Annotated in this window: 15 protein-coding genes; 12 read left to right on the top strand and 3 right to left on the bottom strand. The window is 70.4% G+C overall.

The features are described from left to right. Nucleotides 1–25 precede the first annotated feature (25 nt). The 5 genes from pepN to ACFVYL_RS03860 all read left to right on the top strand — a co-directional run bounded on the left by pepN (nucleotide 26) and on the right by ACFVYL_RS03860 (nucleotide 8,206). The gene (pepN, locus tag ACFVYL_RS03880) at nucleotides 26–2,602 is read left to right on the top strand and encodes an aminopeptidase N (RefSeq protein ID WP_389712701.1); all 2,577 of its coding nucleotides are present in this window, start codon (nucleotides 26–28) and stop codon (nucleotides 2,600–2,602) included. A 209-nt stretch (nucleotides 2,603–2,811) separates the two neighbouring features. Beyond that, entirely contained in the window at nucleotides 2,812–3,666 is an 855-nt protein-coding gene (locus ACFVYL_RS03875) for an NAD(P)H-binding protein (protein ID WP_389712700.1), read from the top strand. Between the two features lie 283 nt (nucleotides 3,667–3,949). Then, nucleotides 3,950–5,383 (top strand): pyridoxal phosphate-dependent decarboxylase family protein, encoded by a 1,434-nt coding sequence (locus tag ACFVYL_RS03870; RefSeq protein WP_389712699.1) that lies wholly within the window; start codon nucleotides 3,950–3,952, stop codon nucleotides 5,381–5,383. Continuing rightward, nucleotides 5,380–6,819: a lysine N(6)-hydroxylase/L-ornithine N(5)-oxygenase family protein gene (locus tag ACFVYL_RS03865; RefSeq protein WP_389712698.1), complete on the top strand. Its 1,440-nt coding sequence runs from the start codon at nucleotides 5,380–5,382 to the stop codon at nucleotides 6,817–6,819. The genes ACFVYL_RS03870 and ACFVYL_RS03865 overlap by 4 nt, the downstream gene beginning before the upstream one ends. 187 nt (nucleotides 6,820–7,006) lie before the next feature. Beyond that, complete coding sequence (locus tag ACFVYL_RS03860; RefSeq protein ID WP_389712697.1) at nucleotides 7,007–8,206, top strand: GDSL-type esterase/lipase family protein; 1,200 nt, start codon at nucleotides 7,007–7,009, stop codon at nucleotides 8,204–8,206. On the opposite strand, the gene ACFVYL_RS03855 is transcribed toward ACFVYL_RS03860, so the two are convergent. Beyond that, complete coding sequence (locus ACFVYL_RS03855; RefSeq protein ID WP_389712696.1) at nucleotides 8,203–10,008, bottom strand: bifunctional metallophosphatase/5'-nucleotidase; 1,806 nt, start codon at nucleotides 10,006–10,008, stop codon at nucleotides 8,203–8,205. The two genes, ACFVYL_RS03860 and ACFVYL_RS03855, sit on opposite strands and share 4 nt — an antisense overlap. A 128-nt stretch (nucleotides 10,009–10,136) precedes the next feature. Between ACFVYL_RS03855 and ACFVYL_RS03850 the strand changes: the two genes are divergently transcribed. Then, the gene (locus ACFVYL_RS03850) at nucleotides 10,137–10,835 is read left to right on the top strand and encodes an SIMPL domain-containing protein (protein ID WP_389712695.1); all 699 of its coding nucleotides are present in this window, start codon (nucleotides 10,137–10,139) and stop codon (nucleotides 10,833–10,835) included. Nucleotides 10,836–10,854: 19 nt separating this feature from the next. Here ACFVYL_RS03850 and ACFVYL_RS03845 read toward each other — a convergent pair whose 3' ends face one another. Continuing rightward, entirely contained in the window at nucleotides 10,855–11,664 is an 810-nt protein-coding gene (locus tag ACFVYL_RS03845) for an SDR family NAD(P)-dependent oxidoreductase (RefSeq protein WP_389712694.1), read from the bottom strand. A gap of 107 nt (nucleotides 11,665–11,771) precedes the next feature. On the opposite strand from ACFVYL_RS03845, the gene ACFVYL_RS03840 reads away from it, so the two are divergent. The 6 genes from ACFVYL_RS03840 to pyk all read left to right on the top strand — a co-directional run bounded on the left by ACFVYL_RS03840 (nucleotide 11,772) and on the right by pyk (nucleotide 16,339). Next, nucleotides 11,772–12,632, top strand: a complete 861-nt coding sequence (locus tag ACFVYL_RS03840; protein ID WP_389712693.1) for a helix-turn-helix transcriptional regulator — start codon at nucleotides 11,772–11,774, stop codon at nucleotides 12,630–12,632. Between the two features lie 345 nt (nucleotides 12,633–12,977). Next, nucleotides 12,978–13,496 (top strand): RNA polymerase sigma factor, encoded by a 519-nt coding sequence (locus ACFVYL_RS03835; RefSeq protein WP_389712692.1) that lies wholly within the window; start codon nucleotides 12,978–12,980, stop codon nucleotides 13,494–13,496. 5 nt (nucleotides 13,497–13,501) lie between these two features. Beyond that, nucleotides 13,502–14,134 carry a hypothetical protein gene (locus ACFVYL_RS03830; protein WP_389712691.1) on the top strand — a complete coding sequence of 211 codons (633 nt, stop codon included), beginning with the start codon at nucleotides 13,502–13,504 and terminating at the stop codon, nucleotides 14,132–14,134. A 146-nt stretch (nucleotides 14,135–14,280) separates the two neighbouring features. Next, on the top strand, nucleotides 14,281–14,439 hold the full coding sequence (locus ACFVYL_RS03825; protein ID WP_389712690.1) for a hypothetical protein: 159 nt from the start codon (nucleotides 14,281–14,283) through the stop codon (nucleotides 14,437–14,439). After that, nucleotides 14,432–14,734, top strand: coding sequence for a hypothetical protein (locus tag ACFVYL_RS03820; protein ID WP_389712689.1), 303 nt, complete (start codon nucleotides 14,432–14,434; stop codon nucleotides 14,732–14,734). The genes ACFVYL_RS03825 and ACFVYL_RS03820 overlap by 8 nt, the downstream gene beginning before the upstream one ends. A 162-nt stretch (nucleotides 14,735–14,896) precedes the next feature. Beyond that, a complete protein-coding gene (gene pyk / locus ACFVYL_RS03815; RefSeq protein ID WP_389712688.1) occupies nucleotides 14,897–16,339 on the top strand; it encodes a pyruvate kinase in 1,443 nt (480 codons plus the stop codon). Here the strand turns inward: pyk and ACFVYL_RS03810 are convergent. Beyond that, nucleotides 16,336–17,109, bottom strand: coding sequence for a transcriptional regulator (locus tag ACFVYL_RS03810; RefSeq protein ID WP_389712687.1), 774 nt, complete (start codon nucleotides 17,107–17,109; stop codon nucleotides 16,336–16,338). The two genes, pyk and ACFVYL_RS03810, sit on opposite strands and share 4 nt — an antisense overlap. Nucleotides 17,110–17,189: the final 80 nt, after the last annotated feature.

Below are 17,189 nucleotides of genomic sequence, written 5' to 3'. Positions count from 1 at the left end.
CGGTGCCATCGGGCAGCATGGGCCCATGCCCGTACTGACGCGCGACGAAGCGCAGACCCGAGCCCAGTTCATCGATGTCCACCACTACACGGTCGAGCTGGACCTGAGCCGAGCGGCGGATCCCGCCCGCGACACCTTCGACTCCCGGACGGTCATCCGGTTCAGCGCCCGCACCGACGGCGCCACCTTCGTCGAGCTCAAGCCCGCCGAACTGCGCTCCATCACCCTCGACGGACGGCCCCTGGACCCCACGGGCCTGGCCGACAACCGATTCGCGCTCGACGGACTGACCGCGGGCGAGCACGAACTGCGCGTGGACGCCGCGATGCGCTACTCCCGCACCGGCGAGGGCATGCACCGCTTCACCGACCCCAGCGACGGTGAGACGTACACCTACACGCAGCTCTTCATGGAGGACGTGCAGCGCGTCTTCGCCGCCTTCGACCAGCCCGACCTGAAGGCCGTCTTCGAGCTGTCCGCCACCGCCCCCGAGGGCTGGACCGTCCTGGCCAACGGCATCACCGAGCACGTCGGCGGCGGGACGTGGCGGGCCGCCGCCACCCCGCCCGTCTCCACCTACCTCGTCGCCGTCGCCGCCGGCCCCTGGCACTCGGTGCGCACCGAACACCGCGGGCTGCCCTTCGCCCTCCACTGCCGGCGTTCGCTCGCCCCCTTCATGGACGCCGACGCCGAGGAGATCCTCGACGTCACGCGCGCCTGTTACGACCGCTACCACGAGAAGTTCGACGAGCCCTACCCCTTCGACTCCTACGACCAGGCGTTCGTCCCCGAGTTCAACGCGGGCGCCATGGAGAACCCCGGGCTCGTCACCTTCCGCGACGAGTTCATCTACCGCTCCGCCGTCACCGACACCGAGCGGCAGACCCGCGCCATGGTCATCGCCCACGAGATGGCCCACATGTGGTTCGGCGACCTCGTCACCCTCACCTGGTGGGACGACATCTGGCTGAACGAGTCCTTCGCCGAGTACATGGGTTTCCAGACCACCGCCGAAGCCACCTGCTTCGCGGACCCCTGGACCGACTTCGGCGTCGCCCGCAAGTCCTGGGGGTACGACGCCGACCAGCGCCCCTCCACCCATCCTGTCGCCCCCGACCCGGACGCCGTCCCCGACACGGCGTCCGCGATGCTCAACTTCGACGGGATCTCGTACGCCAAGGGGGCCAGCGCCCTGCGCCAGCTCGTCGCCTGGCTCGGCGAGAAGGACTTCCTCGCGGGCATCAACACCCACTTCGCGCGGCACAAGTTCGCCAACGCCACCCTCACCGACTTCATCGACTCCCTCGCCCACGCCACCGACCGCGACGTGCACGGCTGGGCCGAGGCCTGGCTGCGCACCACGGGCGTCGACACCCTCACCTCGAAGGTCACGCACAGCGGACGCACCTGGACACTCGCGGTCGACCGGGGCGGCGAAAGCCCCGCGGACGGTGGCGCGCGCCCGCACGCAAGCACTGCCCGCCCCCACGCAAGCACTGCCCGCCCCCACCGCATCGCCGTCGGCGTCTACGACCGCGATCTCTCCGGCGGCCGCGGCCTCGTCCTGCGCGAGCGCTTCGAGACGGACATCCCGGCCGACGAGGAGATCACGCGCGACGGCGGCCGCCCCGCCCTGGTCGTCCTCAACGACCAGGACCTCACCTTCGCCAAGATCCGCCTCGACGAGGCCTCCCTGGAGACCGTCCTGCACGGCCTCTCCGGCGTCCCCGACGCCCTCACCCGCGCCGTCCTGTGGAACAGCCTGCGCGACATGGTCCGCGACGGCGAGCTCGCGGGCGCCGCCTACCTGGAGGCCGCCCGCGCGCACCTCCCCGAGGAGAGCGACCTCGCGATCGTCCAGGGCGTCCTCACCTTCGCCACCACCCACATCGCCGACCGCTTCGCCACTCCCGACGAGCGCCCCGCCGCCCTCGCCCTCCTCGGCGAGCTCTGCCGCGACCTGATCCGCCGCACCGAGGACGGCTCCGACCCGGGCCTGCGCCTCACCGCCGTCCGCGGCGCCATCGACGTCGCCACCCAGGCGGCGCCGCTGCACGCCTGGCTCAGCGAAGGCACCGTGCCCGGCGGGCCCGAGCTCGATCCGGAGCTGCGCTGGCGCGCCCTCGGCCGGCTCGCCGCGCTCGACGCGACCGACGAGGCCGCCATCGAGGCCGAGCTGGCCCGCGACCCGAGCGCCACCGGACGCGAGGGCGCGGCACGCTGCCGGGCCGCGCTGCCCGACGCCGCCGCCAAGCGGGCCGCGTGGGAATCCATGTTCGCCACGGACAACCTGTCGAACTACCTCTTCAACGCCACCGCCCAGGGCTTCTGGCAGCCCGGACAGGCCGACCTCGTACGGGAGTACGTCCCGCGCTACTTCGAGGACGCGGTCGCCCTCGCCGCCCGCCGCGGACCCGCCATGGCCGAGGCGGTGGGACGGTACGCCTTCCCCCTGCCGTTCGTGGACGCGGAGACGCTCCGGCTGGGGGAGCGGTGCCTGAGCGACGCCGATCCCACCCCGGCGCTGCGCCGCAAGCTCGTCGACCAACTCGACGACCTGGCGCGTGCGTTGCGGGTGCGGCAAGGAGCGGAGAGGGGCTGACGGAGGCGTACGGGGGCGCGGGGTTCGGCGCCCGCGCCTCCCTGGCTCGGCCCTGGCTCTGGCCCCTGGCCCTGGCCCCGGCCCCCGGCGGCCCGGAGCCCCGCGGACCCGTCCTAGGGTGGTCCGGAGCCGGTCCTGCACCGCCGGGCCGGCTCCCCGGCACCAGGACCGGAACAGACCGGCCGGGCCGCGCCAGCAAGGAGCCACTCGTGATCGTCGTGACCGGTGCCACCGGAAATGTGGGCAGCGCCCTCGTCAGCCAACTCCTCGCCGAGGGCGCCTCCGTACGTGCCCTCACCCGCGATCCCGAACGCGCGGCGCTTCCCGCCGCGGCGGACGTGGCCCGCCTCGACCTCGGGGGCGATCTGCCCCAACCGGCCGACCTGGGCGCCCTGTTCGACGGCGCGAGCGCTCTCTTCCTGCACGCTCAGGCCGTGGGCGCACACACCGCGGCCCTGCTCGAAGCGGCCCGCGCGCGCGGAGTCCGACACGTCACCGTCCTCTCCTCGGGCATCATCCAGGACGGCGCCGACACCGCCCATCCCATCTACGTCCAGCACGCCCGGCTGGAGGACCACGTACGTGAGAGTGGACTCGCCTGGACTGCCCTGCGGCCCAACGCCTTCGCCACCAACGCCTTCCAGTGGGCGCCCCAGATCCGCTCCGGCGACACCGTCAGCGGCCCCTACCCGGGCGCCGTGAGCGCCCCCATCCACGAGGCCGACATCGCCGCGGTCGCCGTCCGCACCCTCCTCGACGACGGCCACCAGGGCGCCGTCCACCGCCTCACCGGGCCCGACCCGGTCACGAACGAGGAGCAGGTGCACGCGATCGGCGCAGCGCTCGGCCGCACCCTGCGCTTCGTCGAGGTACCCCCGCAGGACGTGCGGCCCGAGCTCTTCCCGCACGTACCGCCCCACATGCTCCCCGCCATCCTCCGCACCTGGGGCGAGGCGGTCGGCGTCGAACCGGAGATCACCACCACCGTCAAGGCTGTCACCGGCCAGCCCGCCCGCACGTTCGAGGAGTGGGCGACGGACCACAGGGACGCGTTCAGCTCCTGACCGGGGCCGGGGCCGGGGCCGGGATCGGCCCCGGCATCAGGACCGGCACCTGCACCGCGGCGGGCCCGCGCGTCCCCTCCGGCCCGCCCCGCCCGCCCCGCCCGCCCCGTGCATACGTGTGCCTACGCCAGCGAGCCAGGGCCTAGCACCCCACCCCACACCAACGCGTTTTCTCCGCACGGCAGTACCACTTTCGGGTTCCCTCGCCCCGGTATCCGGGCGCACCGGGCCACCCGCCGTACAGGCTGGTCCTCCTGTACGAGCGCACCCGGAGGACCGCCTCATGAGCACCCCGCCAGCCCTCGCCGGAGGCGCCCAAGGGCCCGACGCCCTGCGGCCGTTGCTCGCCGCCGCCCTCGAAGGGCTGTACACCGGGGCGGCCGCCCGCTGCGGCCCCCTCCCCGCGGGCGGGCCCGAAGCCGTCGCCGACCGCGTCCGCGCCGCCGCCGAACCGATCCTTCCGCAACAGGGCGCGGGCCCCGAGGACGCCCTGCGCACGCTCGTCCACACCCTCGCCGAAGGCGCCGCCGACCCCGCCGACCCGCTGTGCGCCGCCCACCTGCACTGCCCGCCGCTCGCCGTCGCGGCCGCCGCCGACCTGGCCGCCTCCGCCCTCAACCCCTCTATGGACTCCTGGGACCAGGCACCCGCGGCGACCGCGCTCGAAGCACTCGTCACCCGTGCGCTGGCCGCCGAGATCCACGACGGCGGCGACGCCCTCGTCACCACCGGCGGCACCGAGGCCAACCAGCTCGCCCTCCTCCTCGCCCGCGAGGCCCCGGCCACCCCCGGCCCCGTACGCCTCCTGGTCGGCGAGAACGCCCACCACTCCCTCGCCCGCGCCGCCTGGCTCCTCGGCCTGCCCGACCCCGTCACCGTGCCCGCCCCCGCGGGCACCCTCGACCCCGCGGCCCTCGACGAAGCCCTCACCGAACTCGGCGGCCCGCCCGGCACGTTCCTCGTCGCCGCCACCGCGGGCACCACCGACGCCGGACTCATCGACCCCCTCGACGAGATCGCGGACCTCTGCGCGGCCCACGGCGCCCGCCTGCACATCGACGCCGCGTACGGCGGCGGACTCCTCTTCAGCGACACCCGCAGAGAACAGCTGCGCGGAATCCACCGCGCCGACACGGTCGCCCTCGACCTGCACAAACTCGGCTGGCAACCCGCCGCAGCAGGCCTCATCGCCGTACGCGACCCCCGCGACCTGCACGCCCTCACCCACCGCGCCGACTACCTCAACGCCGACGACGACACCGACGCCGGCCTGCCCGACCTCCTCGGCCGCTCCCTGCGCACCACCCGACGCCCCGACGTACTCAAGATCGCCGTCACCCTCAAGGCCCTGGGCCGCACCGGCCTCGGCGCCCTCGTCGACCAAGTCTGCGACCAGGCACGGGAGTTCGCCGGCCTCATCGACGCACACCCCGGCTTCGAGCTCTACGACACCCCCGCCATCAGCACCGTCCTGTTCCGCCCCGCGAACGCCACCGACGACCACATCGCCCACGTACGCAGGCGACTGCTCACCGAAGGCACCGCCGTGCTCGGCCGCGCCGACCTCGACGGCCGCCGATGGCTCAAGGCCACCCTCCTCAACCCGCACACCCGGCCCGGCGACCTCGCCGCGCTCCTCAAGCTCGTCGAGGAGCCCGACCCGGCACCCACCACCGGAGCCGCCCCCGACCACCCGGAAGGAACCACCCCCCGATGACCGGCACACCCGACCACCCCGGCCCCCGGCCGCTCACCACCCCCGAAGACCCCCGCGACCTGGTCGGCATCGGCATCGGCCCGTTCAACCTCTCCCTGGCCGCCCTCGCCGAACCCCTCGGCGAACTCGACACCGCCTTCTACGAACAGCGCCCCGACTTCCACTGGCACCCCGGGCTCCTCATCGAAGGCGCCACCCTCCAAGTCCCCTTCCTCGCCGACCTCGTCACCCTGGCCGACCCCGCAAGCCCCTGGTCCTTCCTCAACTGGCTCAAGACACGCGAACGGCTCTTCCCCTTCTACTTCGCCGAGCGCTTCCACATCCAGCGCGCCGAATACGACGCCTACTGCCGCTGGGTCAGCGAGAACCTGCCCGGACTCCACTTCGGACACCAGATCGACGCCGTCCGCTGGAACCCCGAACGCGGCGTCTTCGAAGTCGACTTCACCCAGCTCGACACCGACGGCGAAGCCGAAGCCCTCGGCCGCGCCTACACGAAGAACATCGCCCTCGGCATCGGCACCACCCCCCACATCCCCGACCCCCTCAAACCCCTCGCCGACGCCCCCACCGTCCCCGTCATCCACTCCGCCGACTACCTCCACCACCGCGACCTGCTGCTCTCCGCCGAACACATCACCGTCGTCGGCTCAGGACAGTCCGGCGCCGAGATCTTCCTCGACCTGCTGCGCTCCCGCCCGCCCGGCCGCGAGAAGATCCACTGGCTCGCCCGCACCGAGGCCTTCGCCCCCATGGAGTACTCCAAACTCGGCCTGGAACACTTCACCCCCGACTACACCCGCTACTTCCACGCCCTGCCCGAAGCCGTACGCGACGGCCTCGTCCCGCACCAGTGGCAGCTCCACAAGGGCATCGACGCCGACACCATCGCCGCCATCCACGACGAGCTCTACCGGCGCACCCTGCACGGCGGCTGGCCCGACGCCGTCCTCACCCCCGGCGTCTCCGTACGCACCGCGGGCCGCGTCGCCAGCACCCGCGTCGAACTCCACCTCGAACACCTGCAACAAGGCACCCGCTCCCGGCTCACCACCGACGCCGTCGTCCTCGCCACCGGCTACCGCGAACGCCCCGTCGACCAACTCCTCGCCGGCCTCGACCCCTACATCCGCAAGGACTCCTCCGCCCGCCCCCGCATCGACGAGCAGTACCGCCTCGTCCTCGACCCCTCCGTCACCGGCTCGGTCTACGTACAGAACGGCGAGCGCCACACCCACGGCGTCGGCGCCCCCGACCTCGGGCTCGCCGCCTGGCGCAGCGCCACCATCCTCAACTCGCTCTCCGGCAGGGCCCCTTACCCGCTGCCCGAACGCACCGCGTTCACCAGCTTCGGACTCCAGGCCCCCGAACGGCACACCGGCGCCGCCGGCCGCGTCGGCGAACAACGCGGAAACCTCGTACGCCTCAAGGGCTGACGTCCCCCGCCGCAGGCTCCCTGCCGCAGGCGCCCCGGCGGCGGCAAGGACGGTGTCCGGACGGCGGCAAGGACGGTGTCCTTGGGCGGAAATGTCCCCGCCCAAGCGCTCCCGCGCCGCGCAATATTCCTGCGCGAAAAACGCCCTGCCACGAAATACCTGCCCCACCCGCCCGGTTCAGACGGGCATGACCACCGACACCACAGCCTTCTGGGCCGCCGCCTTCCGCTCCGCCGTCGTCAGCCCTCACGAGAGCATCGACCTCTTCGAACTCCGCGGCTTCGCAGGCCAGACCGTCCGCCAGATCATCCGCCTCGACGGCGGCGGCAGCGCCCTGCGCATCCGCCTCAGCAACCGCTACGGCAAGCAGCCCCTCCACATCGGCGGCGCCCGCCTCGCCAGACGCACCGAAGGAAGCGGCATCGACGCGGGAAGCGACAGAGCCGTCCGCCTCGGCGGCGCCGAGGACTTCACCGTCCCTGTCGGAGAGGAAGCCGTCAGCGACCCGGTCGACCTCACCGTGACCGCCGGCGACGAGCTCGCCCTCAGCCTCTGGCTGCCCGACGACACCGGCCTGTCCACCTACTCCGCCGTCCCCCTGCGCACCGGCTACGCCGTACCCGGCAACGCCCTCACCGCACCCACCCTCGACGGCACCGAAGGCCTCGAAGAGCTCGTCACCCGCCACTTCATCAGCGGCGCCGACGTCCTCGCCCCCACCGGCACCCCCGTCGCCGTCGCCTTCGGGGACTCCTGGTTCGAAGGCACCGGCACCACCACGGACACCGACCGCCGCTTCCCCGACCTGCTCAACGACCGCCTTCGCGCCGCGGGCAGCGACGGCTGGGTCGTCAACCAGGGCCTGTCCGCCAACCGCCTGCTCACCGACGAGATCGGCGAACGCGCCCTGGCCCGCCTGGAACGCGACGCCCTGGACGTGCCCGGCGTCACCCACGTCCTGATCCACTTCGGCCTCAACGACCTCGGCATCCCCGGCCAGGAGGCCTACCCCGAACCCGCGCCCATCCCCACCGCGGCCGACCTCATCGCGGGCTTCACCGCCCTCGCCGACCGCCTCCACGCGGCAGGCCTCACCGCCACCATCACCACCGTCGGCCCCTACAAGGACACGGTCTACGAGGGCTACTCCACCCCCGAAGGCGTCGCCGTCGCCCGCGAGGTCAACGACTGGATCCGCAGCGGGGACAGCCCCTTCGACGCCTACGCCGACTTCGCCGCCGCCGTCGCGGACCCCGCCGACCCCGACCGGATCCGCGACGACTACGACAGCGGCGACGGCCTCCACGTCAACGACGCCGGCGCCCAGGCCCTCGCCGACGCCGTCGACCTGGCCACCCTGAAGCTCCAGAGGCTTCAGAAGGTCTAGAACACCGGCGTGCCGTCCCGGGTCAGCTTCCAGTCCACCGACGCGAACTGGCCCGGGTCGACCGTCCCCTTCGCCTTCACCCAGCCGATGATCGTGTTCCGGATCTCCTCCGAATTCGCCCACAACTGCTTGGCACCCGCGATGTGCGGGAAGTTCCCGCCACCACTCGCCCGGTAGTTGTTCACCGCGAGGACGAACTCCGCCTTCGGATCGACCGCCTTGCCCTCGAACGCCAGCTTCACGATCCGGGACCCCGCGGGCTTCGCGATATCCACCTCGTACGTCACACCCCGCACCGCGTCATAGTTGTAGTCCGGGATGCTCTCGGCATTCGTGAGCTTCGCGGGATCGACCGGGACACCGGCCGGCGTCCGCACGTAATACCGCGCCGAGAACTCCAGATAATCCTTCAGCTGCGCACCCGTGAGCAGCCGCGCCTCCAGCGTGTTCTCGAACGGATAGAGGCCCGCCGCATCCCTGATCGTCACCTCGCCCGCCGGGATCTGCGCCGTGCGCGAGAAGCACGAACCCTGCGAGAGCACCGGCAGCGCCGCGTACGCGCCGCCCTTCAGCGCCGCCGCCACCGTCTCCGTCTGCACCAGGTTGATCAGATCGATGATGGCGACATCCTTGTACGGGCCCTCGGCCGTGCTCATCGCCGCCGTCGACGTACCGATCACCTGGTTGACGTACGCGACGACCTTCTTGTGCTCGTCCGCGAGCAGCCGCGTGACCTTCCTGTCCTCCGCCGCCGTATTGGAGTTCAGGACCTTCGCCCCGGCCTTCTCGACCGTCCAACGGCCCTTCGCCCACACCAGATCGAAGTCGAACAGCGTCAGACGCTGCCCCCACTTCAACGGCTCGGAAAGCACGACCTTCTTCCCCGTCTTCTTGTTCTCCACGAAGTACTCGGGGATCTCCGTGTGCGCGTGCCCGACCAGGATCGCGTCGATCCCCGGCACCTGCTCCGCCACCAGACCCGCCGCGTTCTCGACATACGGCAGCTGATCCCCGTACGACGACGTGCCGCTGGACCCCGAGTGCGCCGACACGATCACCACGTCCGCGCCCATCGACCGCAGCCTCGGCACCCACTTCGCCGCCTGCTCCTCCAGGCCCGGGAACGTCATCTTGCCCTGCACGTTCGCCTTGTCCCAGATCGCGATACCCGGATTCGTCAGACCGAGCACCGCCACCTTCACATCACGGCCGTGCGGAGTGCGAAGCCGCTTCATGAAATACGGCGGGAAAGCGGGCTTCTGCGTCTTCGCGTCGAGGGCGTTGGCGCCGAGCAGCGGAAAGTCGCACTGCTCCTCGAACTTGCGCAGCACCGGAATTCCGTAATTGAACTCGTGATTGCCGAGCGCCGCCGCGTCGTACCCGATCGCGTTCATCGCCTGCGCCATCGGATGCACCGGACCGTGCTGGGCGGTGATCGGATCGACCTTGGCGTAGTAGTACGAGAGCTGCGTGCCCTGAATCGTGTCGCCCGCGTCGATGAGGAGGGTGTTGCGGCGGCCCTTCGCCTTCCGCACCTCGTTCACCAGCGTGGAGATCTTCGCCAGGCCCACGTCGTTGTGGTCCTTGTCGTCGAACTCCTTGTCCGTGAAGTAGTCCCAGTTGAAGACATTGCCGTGCAGGTCCGTCGTGCCGAGCACGGTGAACGAGTACCGCTTCGCGCGCCGACCGCCCCGCCCGGACTCACCCGCCTCCGCGGCGGGCGCCACGGCCGCACCCGTCAGCGCCACCCCCACGCCCGACGCGGCAGACGTACCCAGGAACTTCCGGCGGTTCAGCGGCATTTCCGTACTCCTCAGTCGACCGATGTAACGCGCGTAGATTCTGACCCCGGGCACCGGCCCCGCAACAGACCCCCCAGGTTTCGATCCGGTGACTGTCCGGTGCGCCCACCCGATGCGACAGTGACCCCATGGACACCGCCCCCACCCCCGACGCCCCCCGCCTCGCCGTCCGCGGCGAAGCACACCTCGAAGTCGACCCCGAGATCGCCCGCATCAGCATCACCGTCAGCGCCCGCGGCACCGACCGCCGCGACGCCCTCACCGACCTCACCCGCCGCAACACAGCCGCCCTCGACCTCATCAAGACCTACGGCGACGCCGTCGAAAAGCTGGAGACCGGCACCTTCTCCATCAGCCCCGAACTCACCCGACACGGCCGCGGCGAACGCATCCGTGCCTACCACGGCCGCGTCCACCTCACCGCCGAACTGACCGACTTCACCGCACTCGGCGAACTCACCACCCGACTCGCCGACCTCGACCTCACCCGCGTCGAAGGCCCCTGGTGGGCCCTGCGCCCCGACTCACCCACCCACCGCGACGCCCGGCAGCAAGCCGTCCGCGAAGCCGTGCAACGCGCCCGCGAATACGCCGAAGCCCTCGGCACCGGCCTCGCCGCCCTCGTCGAACTCGCCGACATCGGAGCCGACAACCCCACCCCCGCCTACGGCTACGGCGGCCCCGCAGGAGCCATGCGCTCCGCCGCGTACGGCGGCGCGGCCGACCTCGCCGAGGACGCCGCCCCCCTCGACCTCGAACCACAGCGCCAGCACGTCTACGCGCAGGTCAACGCGCGTTTCACCATGCAGCCGCCGGAACTGCGGTAGCCGGTGGGCTGTGGCCCTCTCAGGCCAGCATGCCGCCGTCGACCGCCAGCACCGTACCTGTGACATAGGAAGCACGGTCGCTCAGCAACCACGCGGCGGCCTCCGCGATCTCCCGCGGATCGGCGGCACGGCCCAACGGCGTCCGGGAGTTGAGCTGCTCGATGGTGCCCGGCGACCGCTCGTCCCACTCCAGCAGCATCTCGGTGAGCGTCGTCCCGGGCGCCACCGCGTTCACGCGGATGCCCTCGGGGCCGTACGTCGCGGCCGCCGACGCCGTCAGACTGTTCAACGCCCGCTTCGCCGCCCCGTACGCGGGCAACTGCGGATTGGCCATCAGAGCGCCGACACTGGACGTGTTGACGATGGCCCCGCGCCCGGACGTCGCACGCATGGCGGCGACCTGCGCCGCCATCGCCAGCCACGGCCCCTTCACATTGACGGCGTAGACATGGTCGAAATCGGTCCCCGACAACTGATCCATCGGGCCCGGAGACTGCCCCGTCGCACCGTTGTTGAACGCCACGTCCAACCGGCCGTACACCTCCACGCACCGCTCGACCGCCGCCCGCACACTCACCGGATCGGCCAGATCGCACACCACGTACTCCGCGCTGCCCCCGCCCGCCCGGACCTCCTCCGCCACCGCCTTGAGCTGGCCCTCCGTACGCGCCGCCAGAAGCACCCGCGCACCCTCCCCGGCGAACAGCCGGGCCGCCGCCGCACCGATGCCACGACCGGCACCCGTGACGAAGGCGACCTTCCCGGCGAGGAGACCGGAACCCGTGGTGGACGTGGTGTTGCTCGTCATGTCGTTCGTCGTGTTGTTCATGGAGCCGAGCCTGCGCCCCGCCAGCCACTTCAGCCAGGCACCAGCAGTACCTGGCTGAGCCCGCCCCGGTGCACGTCCGCGCAGGTCAGCTCGTCCACACTGGGCACGTGGAACGACGTCTGCAACGAGAACTCGGTGACTTCCTGCGCAGCCGACGGGAGCGGATCACCCCCGCCGACGTGGGACTGCCCGCGGGACCGCGCCGCCGCACCCCCGGCCTGCGCCGCGAAGAAGTGGCACAGCTGGCCTACATCTCCACCGAGTACTACACCCGCCTGGAACAGGCCCGCGCCCCGCACCCCTCCCGTGAAGTCCTCGCCCACGTCACCCGCGCCCTGCGCCTGTCGGACGTCGAACGCGACCACCTCCACCACCTGGCAGGACTCCCGCCAGGCCCGCCGCCAGGACCCTCCCGAGAAGTACGGCAGAGCATCGTCGACCTGCTGCACGGGCTGCCCGCGGCCGCGGCCGTCGTCCTGTCCGCCACGTACGAGGTCATCGCCTGGAACCCGCTGGCCGCCGCCCTCATGGAGGACTTCTCCGCCCTGCCGCGGCCGGCCCGCAACCTCATCCGTCGCACCTTCCTCGCCCCCTACCGGCACGGCCGACGGCTGTACGGCGTCACCGACGCGGACGAGTTCGCCCGGACCTCCGCCCAGCACCTGCGCAGCGCCGCCGCCCGCTACCCCGACGACCCGGAAGTGACCGGCCTCGTCGAGGAACTCCTCACCGGCAGCGAGGAGTTCGCCCGGCTCTGGGCCGCCCACGACGTCGCCGACCGGCCCACCCTGTGCAAGACCTTCGAGCATCCCCTCGTCGGCCCGGTCACCCTCCGCTGCGACGTCCTGGACATCACCGACCGGGACCAGCGCGTCGTCATCTACACCGCGGCGCCCGGCTCGCCGTCGGAAGAGGCGATGCGCCTGCTGTCGGTCGTCGGCACCCAGACCGTGAACGTGCCCGGCTGACGCACCAGGTTGGCCTGGTGTTCGAGTGGGATTTGTTCGAGTGGCGTCACCCGTACGGGTCGTCGCCACTGTCGCAAGTGCCGCCGTCATGTGTGACTTGGGTCACGCGAGCCCCCGGCATTGGCGTAGACCTCGCACCAGGCGCAACGGTGAACCCTATGGTCACACTCCGTTACCCGTGGGTATGTGGTGACGTTGTGCAGCATTCAATGATCACTGCGTAATATTCGCCCCACCACGCATGCGTGTTCGTCCACTTCGAGCGGTTGAGTAACCCTCACCAGTGGGCGACGGGACGCAAGTTGACGGTCGCCCTTCGCTTCAAGCCCTCCATGAAGAGGACTCATGACCGAAGATGTCCACGCGGAGGACGGCAGCAGCCCGGTAGCCGAGTCCGTGCTGCCACTGCCGCTGGAATTCGAAACGCTCTACCTGACCAACCAGGAAGCGTTTCACTCCTACGCGTTGCTGCGACTCGGCACCAACGGCGCTGCCGAAGGCGCGGTGCACCGCGCGTTCCTGGAAATCCTGCAGCACTGGAACGCACTGATCGAAGAGAGCGACGTCCAACAGCAGATGTGGGCGATCCTCCGACGGGTCGTCATGTCACAGACCCTCAAGGCCTTCCGCGACCGCCTCGCACTCCTGCCCAGCGACATCGGCCTCTTCCGGGCCATGTGCAACCTGCCGCCACGCCAGTTCGACGTCATCGTCCTGCGATACGTCCTGCAGTACGACACCAACAGAATCAGCGGATACATGGGCGTCACGCCCAGCACCGTCGACTATCACTGCCGCAAGGCGAAGGAGCGGCTGGAGCCCGCCGTGGCCTCACACATCAAGACCCAGGGGGACCGGGAATGACAAAGATGGAGACACTACTGGCACAGGTCGGCACAGAACTGCGCACCCGACGGCGGCCGTTCGACGTAGCAGCCGGACTCCGCCGCCTCGCCGAGGACGCCGGCTACGTACCCCACACCAAAGAAATGCCACCCGTCGCACGAGCCCGCCGACAACTCTCCGCAGTGGTACGCGGCACACTCGACCAGACCGGCGCGGCCGTCCACATCGAACGTCTCGCACAGGAAATCGGCGAAGACGGCCCCGACGGCAACCGCGCACCCCTCAAAGACCTCGACATCGGCGGCGCACACGTATTCGCCTGCATGCTCCACCTCGCCGACCACCCCGAAAGCGCCCAGTTCTGGTGGCAACTCGCCGCCGGCGCCGGAAACCGCACCGCCGCCCACTGCCTCTACCTCCACCACCTCGGACGCGGCGAAAACCCCGAAGCCACCCACTGGCTCGGCCAGCTCCAGCACTGCCACGACGACCCCGACGACACCCTCACCGACCAACCGCCCCACGGCACCCGCGAACCCGGCATCACCGCCGAAGTGGCCCGCCTCGCCGCCCGCGACGACACCGAAGCCGTACTCGTCTGCCGCCCCGAACGGGAAATCGCCGACCGCCTCCAGCACTGCGCCCAACAGCACTGACCCGCGGCGGCCCACCCTCGCCGTGCAGCGACCACTGATCACCCACAGCTCACCCACAGCAAAGAGCCTGACCGGCGGCCTTCCGGTTCCTACGCCACCGACCGCCGACAGGCTCCTCGACAGGCACGCCCCCAGGAGGGCCACCCATGCCGAAGCGTAAGCCGAAGCTCACCCGCACGAACAGCGTTCCACCGGCCAAGAGCCGCCGCCGCGACGCCGCCACCCACCTCCTGCGCGGCACCTGCTACGGCCTCGGCACCGGCCTCGTCAGCCTCGCCGCCCGCTGGATCCAGCAGCATGGCTGACCGCCACCCCAGGGGCAGCTTCGCCCGCTGGCTGCTCCGCCACTACCGGCTCGCGGGACACGACGCGGACGACACCGAAGCCCACATCCGCATCGTCGTCACCGCCGCCGTCGCCCTCGACGCGGGACTCACCCCCGACCAGGCCGCCCACCTGGCACACATCCTCGACGTAACCCCCCAGCAGGTCACCGCGGCCTACTCCGCCGAGATACGACAACGCACCCTCGACGAACTCCTCGACCACCCGGGCCTCGCCGAACTCGACACCCGCCTCGACGAGATCGCCCGCCACTGATCAGCACAGAGCCACCCCTGGAACCGCAAGAAACCCCCGGAGCCGCTCATCGGAGCGGCTCCCCGCACAATTCAACACTTGTCAATAACCCTTCACGCAAAGGTTGTTGAGTAGTCACCCCCGACCAATTCTCTACCGACCGGTAAGGCCTAGGGTCGAACCATGCGCCGAGCGAAAATCGTCTGCACCCTGGGACCCGCCACCGACTCCTACGACCAGATCAAGGCACTGGTCGAAGCCGGAATGGACGTCGCCCGCTTCAACCTCAGCCACGGCACCCACGCCGAGCACGAGGAGCGGTACCAGCGCGTGCGAAAGGCCTCCGAAGAGACCGGCCGCAGCGTCGGCATCCTCGCCGACCTTCAAGGCCCGAAGATCCGCCTCGGCCGCTTCCGCGAAGGACCCGTACTCCTTGAACGCGGCGACGAGTTCACCATCACCGTCGAAGACGGCGTGGAAGGTGACCGCCAACTCTGCGGCACCACCTACAGCGGCCTCGCCGACGACGTCACCACCGGCGAACTCATCCTCGTCGACGACGGCAAGGTGACCCTCGAAGTCACCGCCGTCGAAGGCCCCCGCATCACCACCACCGTCGTCGAAGGCGGCATGGTCTCCGACCACAAAGGCCTCAACCTCCCCGGCGTCGCCGTCTCCGTCCCCGCCCTCAGCGACAAGGACGAAACAGACCTCCGCTGGGCCCTGCATTCAGGCTTCGACGTCATCGCCCTCTCCTTCGTACGCAGCGGACGCGACATCGAAGACGTCCACCGCATCATGGACGAAGAAGGCAGCCGCCGCCTCCCCGTCATCGCCAAAGTCGAGAAGCCCCAAGCCGTCGACAACATCGAGGACATCGTCGCCGCCTTCGACGGCATCATGGTCGCCCGCGGCGACCTCGGCGTCGAAATGCCCCTCGAACAAGTCCCGATCGTCCAGAAGCGCGCCATCAAACTCGCCAAGCGCAACGCCAAACCGGTCATCGTCGCCACCCAAATGCTCGACTCGATGATCGACAACTCCCGCCCCACCAGGGCCGAGGCGAGCGACGTCGCCAACGCCGTCATCGACGGCACCGACGCGGTCATGCTCTCCGGCGAGACCAGCGTCGGCAAATACCCCATCGAAACCGTCAAGACCATGGGCCGCATCGTCGAGGCGGCAGAGGAAGACATCCTCGAAAAGGGCCTGCCGCCGCTCACCGAACGCAGCAAGCCCCGCACCCAGGGCGGCGCCGTCGCCCGAGCCGCCGCCGAAATGGGCGACTTCCTCGGCGCGAAATTCCTCGTCGCCTTCACGCAGTCCGGCGACACGGTCCGCCGACTCTCCCGCTACCGCTCACCCATCCCGCTGCTCGCCTTCACTCCCGACAAGGCGACCCGCTCCCAGCTCAACCTCACCTGGGGCGTCGAGACCCTCCTCGGCCCGCACGTCGACTCCACCGACGCGATGGTCGACCAGGTCGACGAGCTCCTCCTCAAGATCGGCCGCTGCGAGAAGGGCGACATCGTCGTCATCACGGCGGGCTCCCCGCCCGGGGTGCCCGGTTCCACGAACCTGGTCCGCATCCACCACATCGGCGAGGACGACAGCCCGGAGGGTTAGTGTTTCGGGCCGACGTGGGCGTCCATCAGGGCGACGTCGGCCTTACGGGCCACGGAGATGTTGTACGGGTTGCCGTGGCGGGTGCAGTGCGTCCAGCTGACGCCGAGCGCGTCGAGGGTGCGGGTGAAGAGGTCCCTGATGTCGTCGGACTTGTTGGTGAAGAAATAGCGGGGATATTCGTAGCGCTTGCGTACGCCGCTGACGATGCGGGTCGTCCAGTTGGTGATGCGGCAGCCGTCGGAGTGGATGAGCCCGCGGACGAACTCCCACGGGTGGGCGTCGACGATCTCCTGCTGCCAGGGTTCGAGGGCGATCTTCCGGTCGTGCTTCTTGCCGGGGCCGTGCTGGGGGAAGAGGCAGGGCCAGTGCTTGCTCCAGGAAGTCACGTACTGGCAGCCCACGCGCTGGACACGACAGACCTTGTTGTCCGGGCGGACGGCCAGGATGGCTTCGGCGCAGGCCTCGATGAGGCCGGGCCAAGCATCGGCGCAGGCGATGCGCAGGGAATGGACCCCGCGCCGTTGGAGGCTGATGCAGCCGTCGCCGAGGTAGAGGCCGAGTAAGTACGAGTATGCGTATGGGTTATCGGGCGAGCTCGGGGCGTCACAACATCTTGGGCAGGGGGCCCGGCCCGAGTCGAGCGGGTCGGCGTAGGTCTGCCAGGAGTGGATTGCGGACCGCGAGACGCCAGTCTCTTTGCTGACGGAGTTCAGGCTGCGCCCATCGCCCACCAGGGCCATCGCTCGTTTTCGTGTAGCCATGTCGTACATAGGCACGAGAATGCTTTGGCGGACCGCCGTTAGTGACAGAAAGGCGCATCGCCTACACGATCAAGTGGTGTTGACCGATT

It is taken from the genome of Streptomyces sp. NPDC058308, from assembly GCF_042880275.1.
Taxonomy (GTDB): Bacteria; Actinomycetota; Actinomycetes; order Streptomycetales; family Streptomycetaceae; genus Streptomyces.
The sequence above is the reverse complement of the archived record's forward strand: the minus strand, read 5'-3'. Positions and strand labels throughout refer to the sequence as shown.

What these genes read in the sequence shown, in the direction of transcription:
- ACFVYL_RS03855 (WP_389712696.1), bottom strand. Translation starts at nt 10,008, where the DNA reads ATGCCGCTGAACCGCCGGAAGTTCCTGGGTACGTCTGCCGCGTCGGGC.
- ACFVYL_RS03820 (WP_389712689.1), top strand. Translation starts at nt 14,432, where the DNA reads ATGGCTGACCGCCACCCCAGGGGCAGCTTCGCCCGCTGGCTGCTCCGC.
- ACFVYL_RS03870 (WP_389712699.1), top strand. Translation starts at nt 3,950, where the DNA reads ATGAGCACCCCGCCAGCCCTCGCCGGAGGCGCCCAAGGGCCCGACGCC.
- ACFVYL_RS03865 (WP_389712698.1), top strand. Translation starts at nt 5,380, where the DNA reads ATGACCGGCACACCCGACCACCCCGGCCCCCGGCCGCTCACCACCCCC.
- ACFVYL_RS03835 (WP_389712692.1), top strand. Translation starts at nt 12,978, where the DNA reads ATGACCGAAGATGTCCACGCGGAGGACGGCAGCAGCCCGGTAGCCGAG.
- ACFVYL_RS03830 (WP_389712691.1), top strand. Translation starts at nt 13,502, where the DNA reads ATGGAGACACTACTGGCACAGGTCGGCACAGAACTGCGCACCCGACGG.
- ACFVYL_RS03825 (WP_389712690.1), top strand. Translation starts at nt 14,281, where the DNA reads ATGCCGAAGCGTAAGCCGAAGCTCACCCGCACGAACAGCGTTCCACCG.
- ACFVYL_RS03850 (WP_389712695.1), top strand. Translation starts at nt 10,137, where the DNA reads ATGGACACCGCCCCCACCCCCGACGCCCCCCGCCTCGCCGTCCGCGGC.
- pepN (WP_389712701.1), top strand. Translation starts at nt 26, where the DNA reads ATGCCCGTACTGACGCGCGACGAAGCGCAGACCCGAGCCCAGTTCATC.
- ACFVYL_RS03810 (WP_389712687.1), bottom strand. Translation starts at nt 17,109, where the DNA reads ATGTACGACATGGCTACACGAAAACGAGCGATGGCCCTGGTGGGCGAT.
- pyk (WP_389712688.1), top strand. Translation starts at nt 14,897, where the DNA reads ATGCGCCGAGCGAAAATCGTCTGCACCCTGGGACCCGCCACCGACTCC.
- ACFVYL_RS03845 (WP_389712694.1), bottom strand. Translation starts at nt 11,664, where the DNA reads ATGAACAACACGACGAACGACATGACGAGCAACACCACGTCCACCACG.
- ACFVYL_RS03860 (WP_389712697.1), top strand. Translation starts at nt 7,007, where the DNA reads ATGACCACCGACACCACAGCCTTCTGGGCCGCCGCCTTCCGCTCCGCC.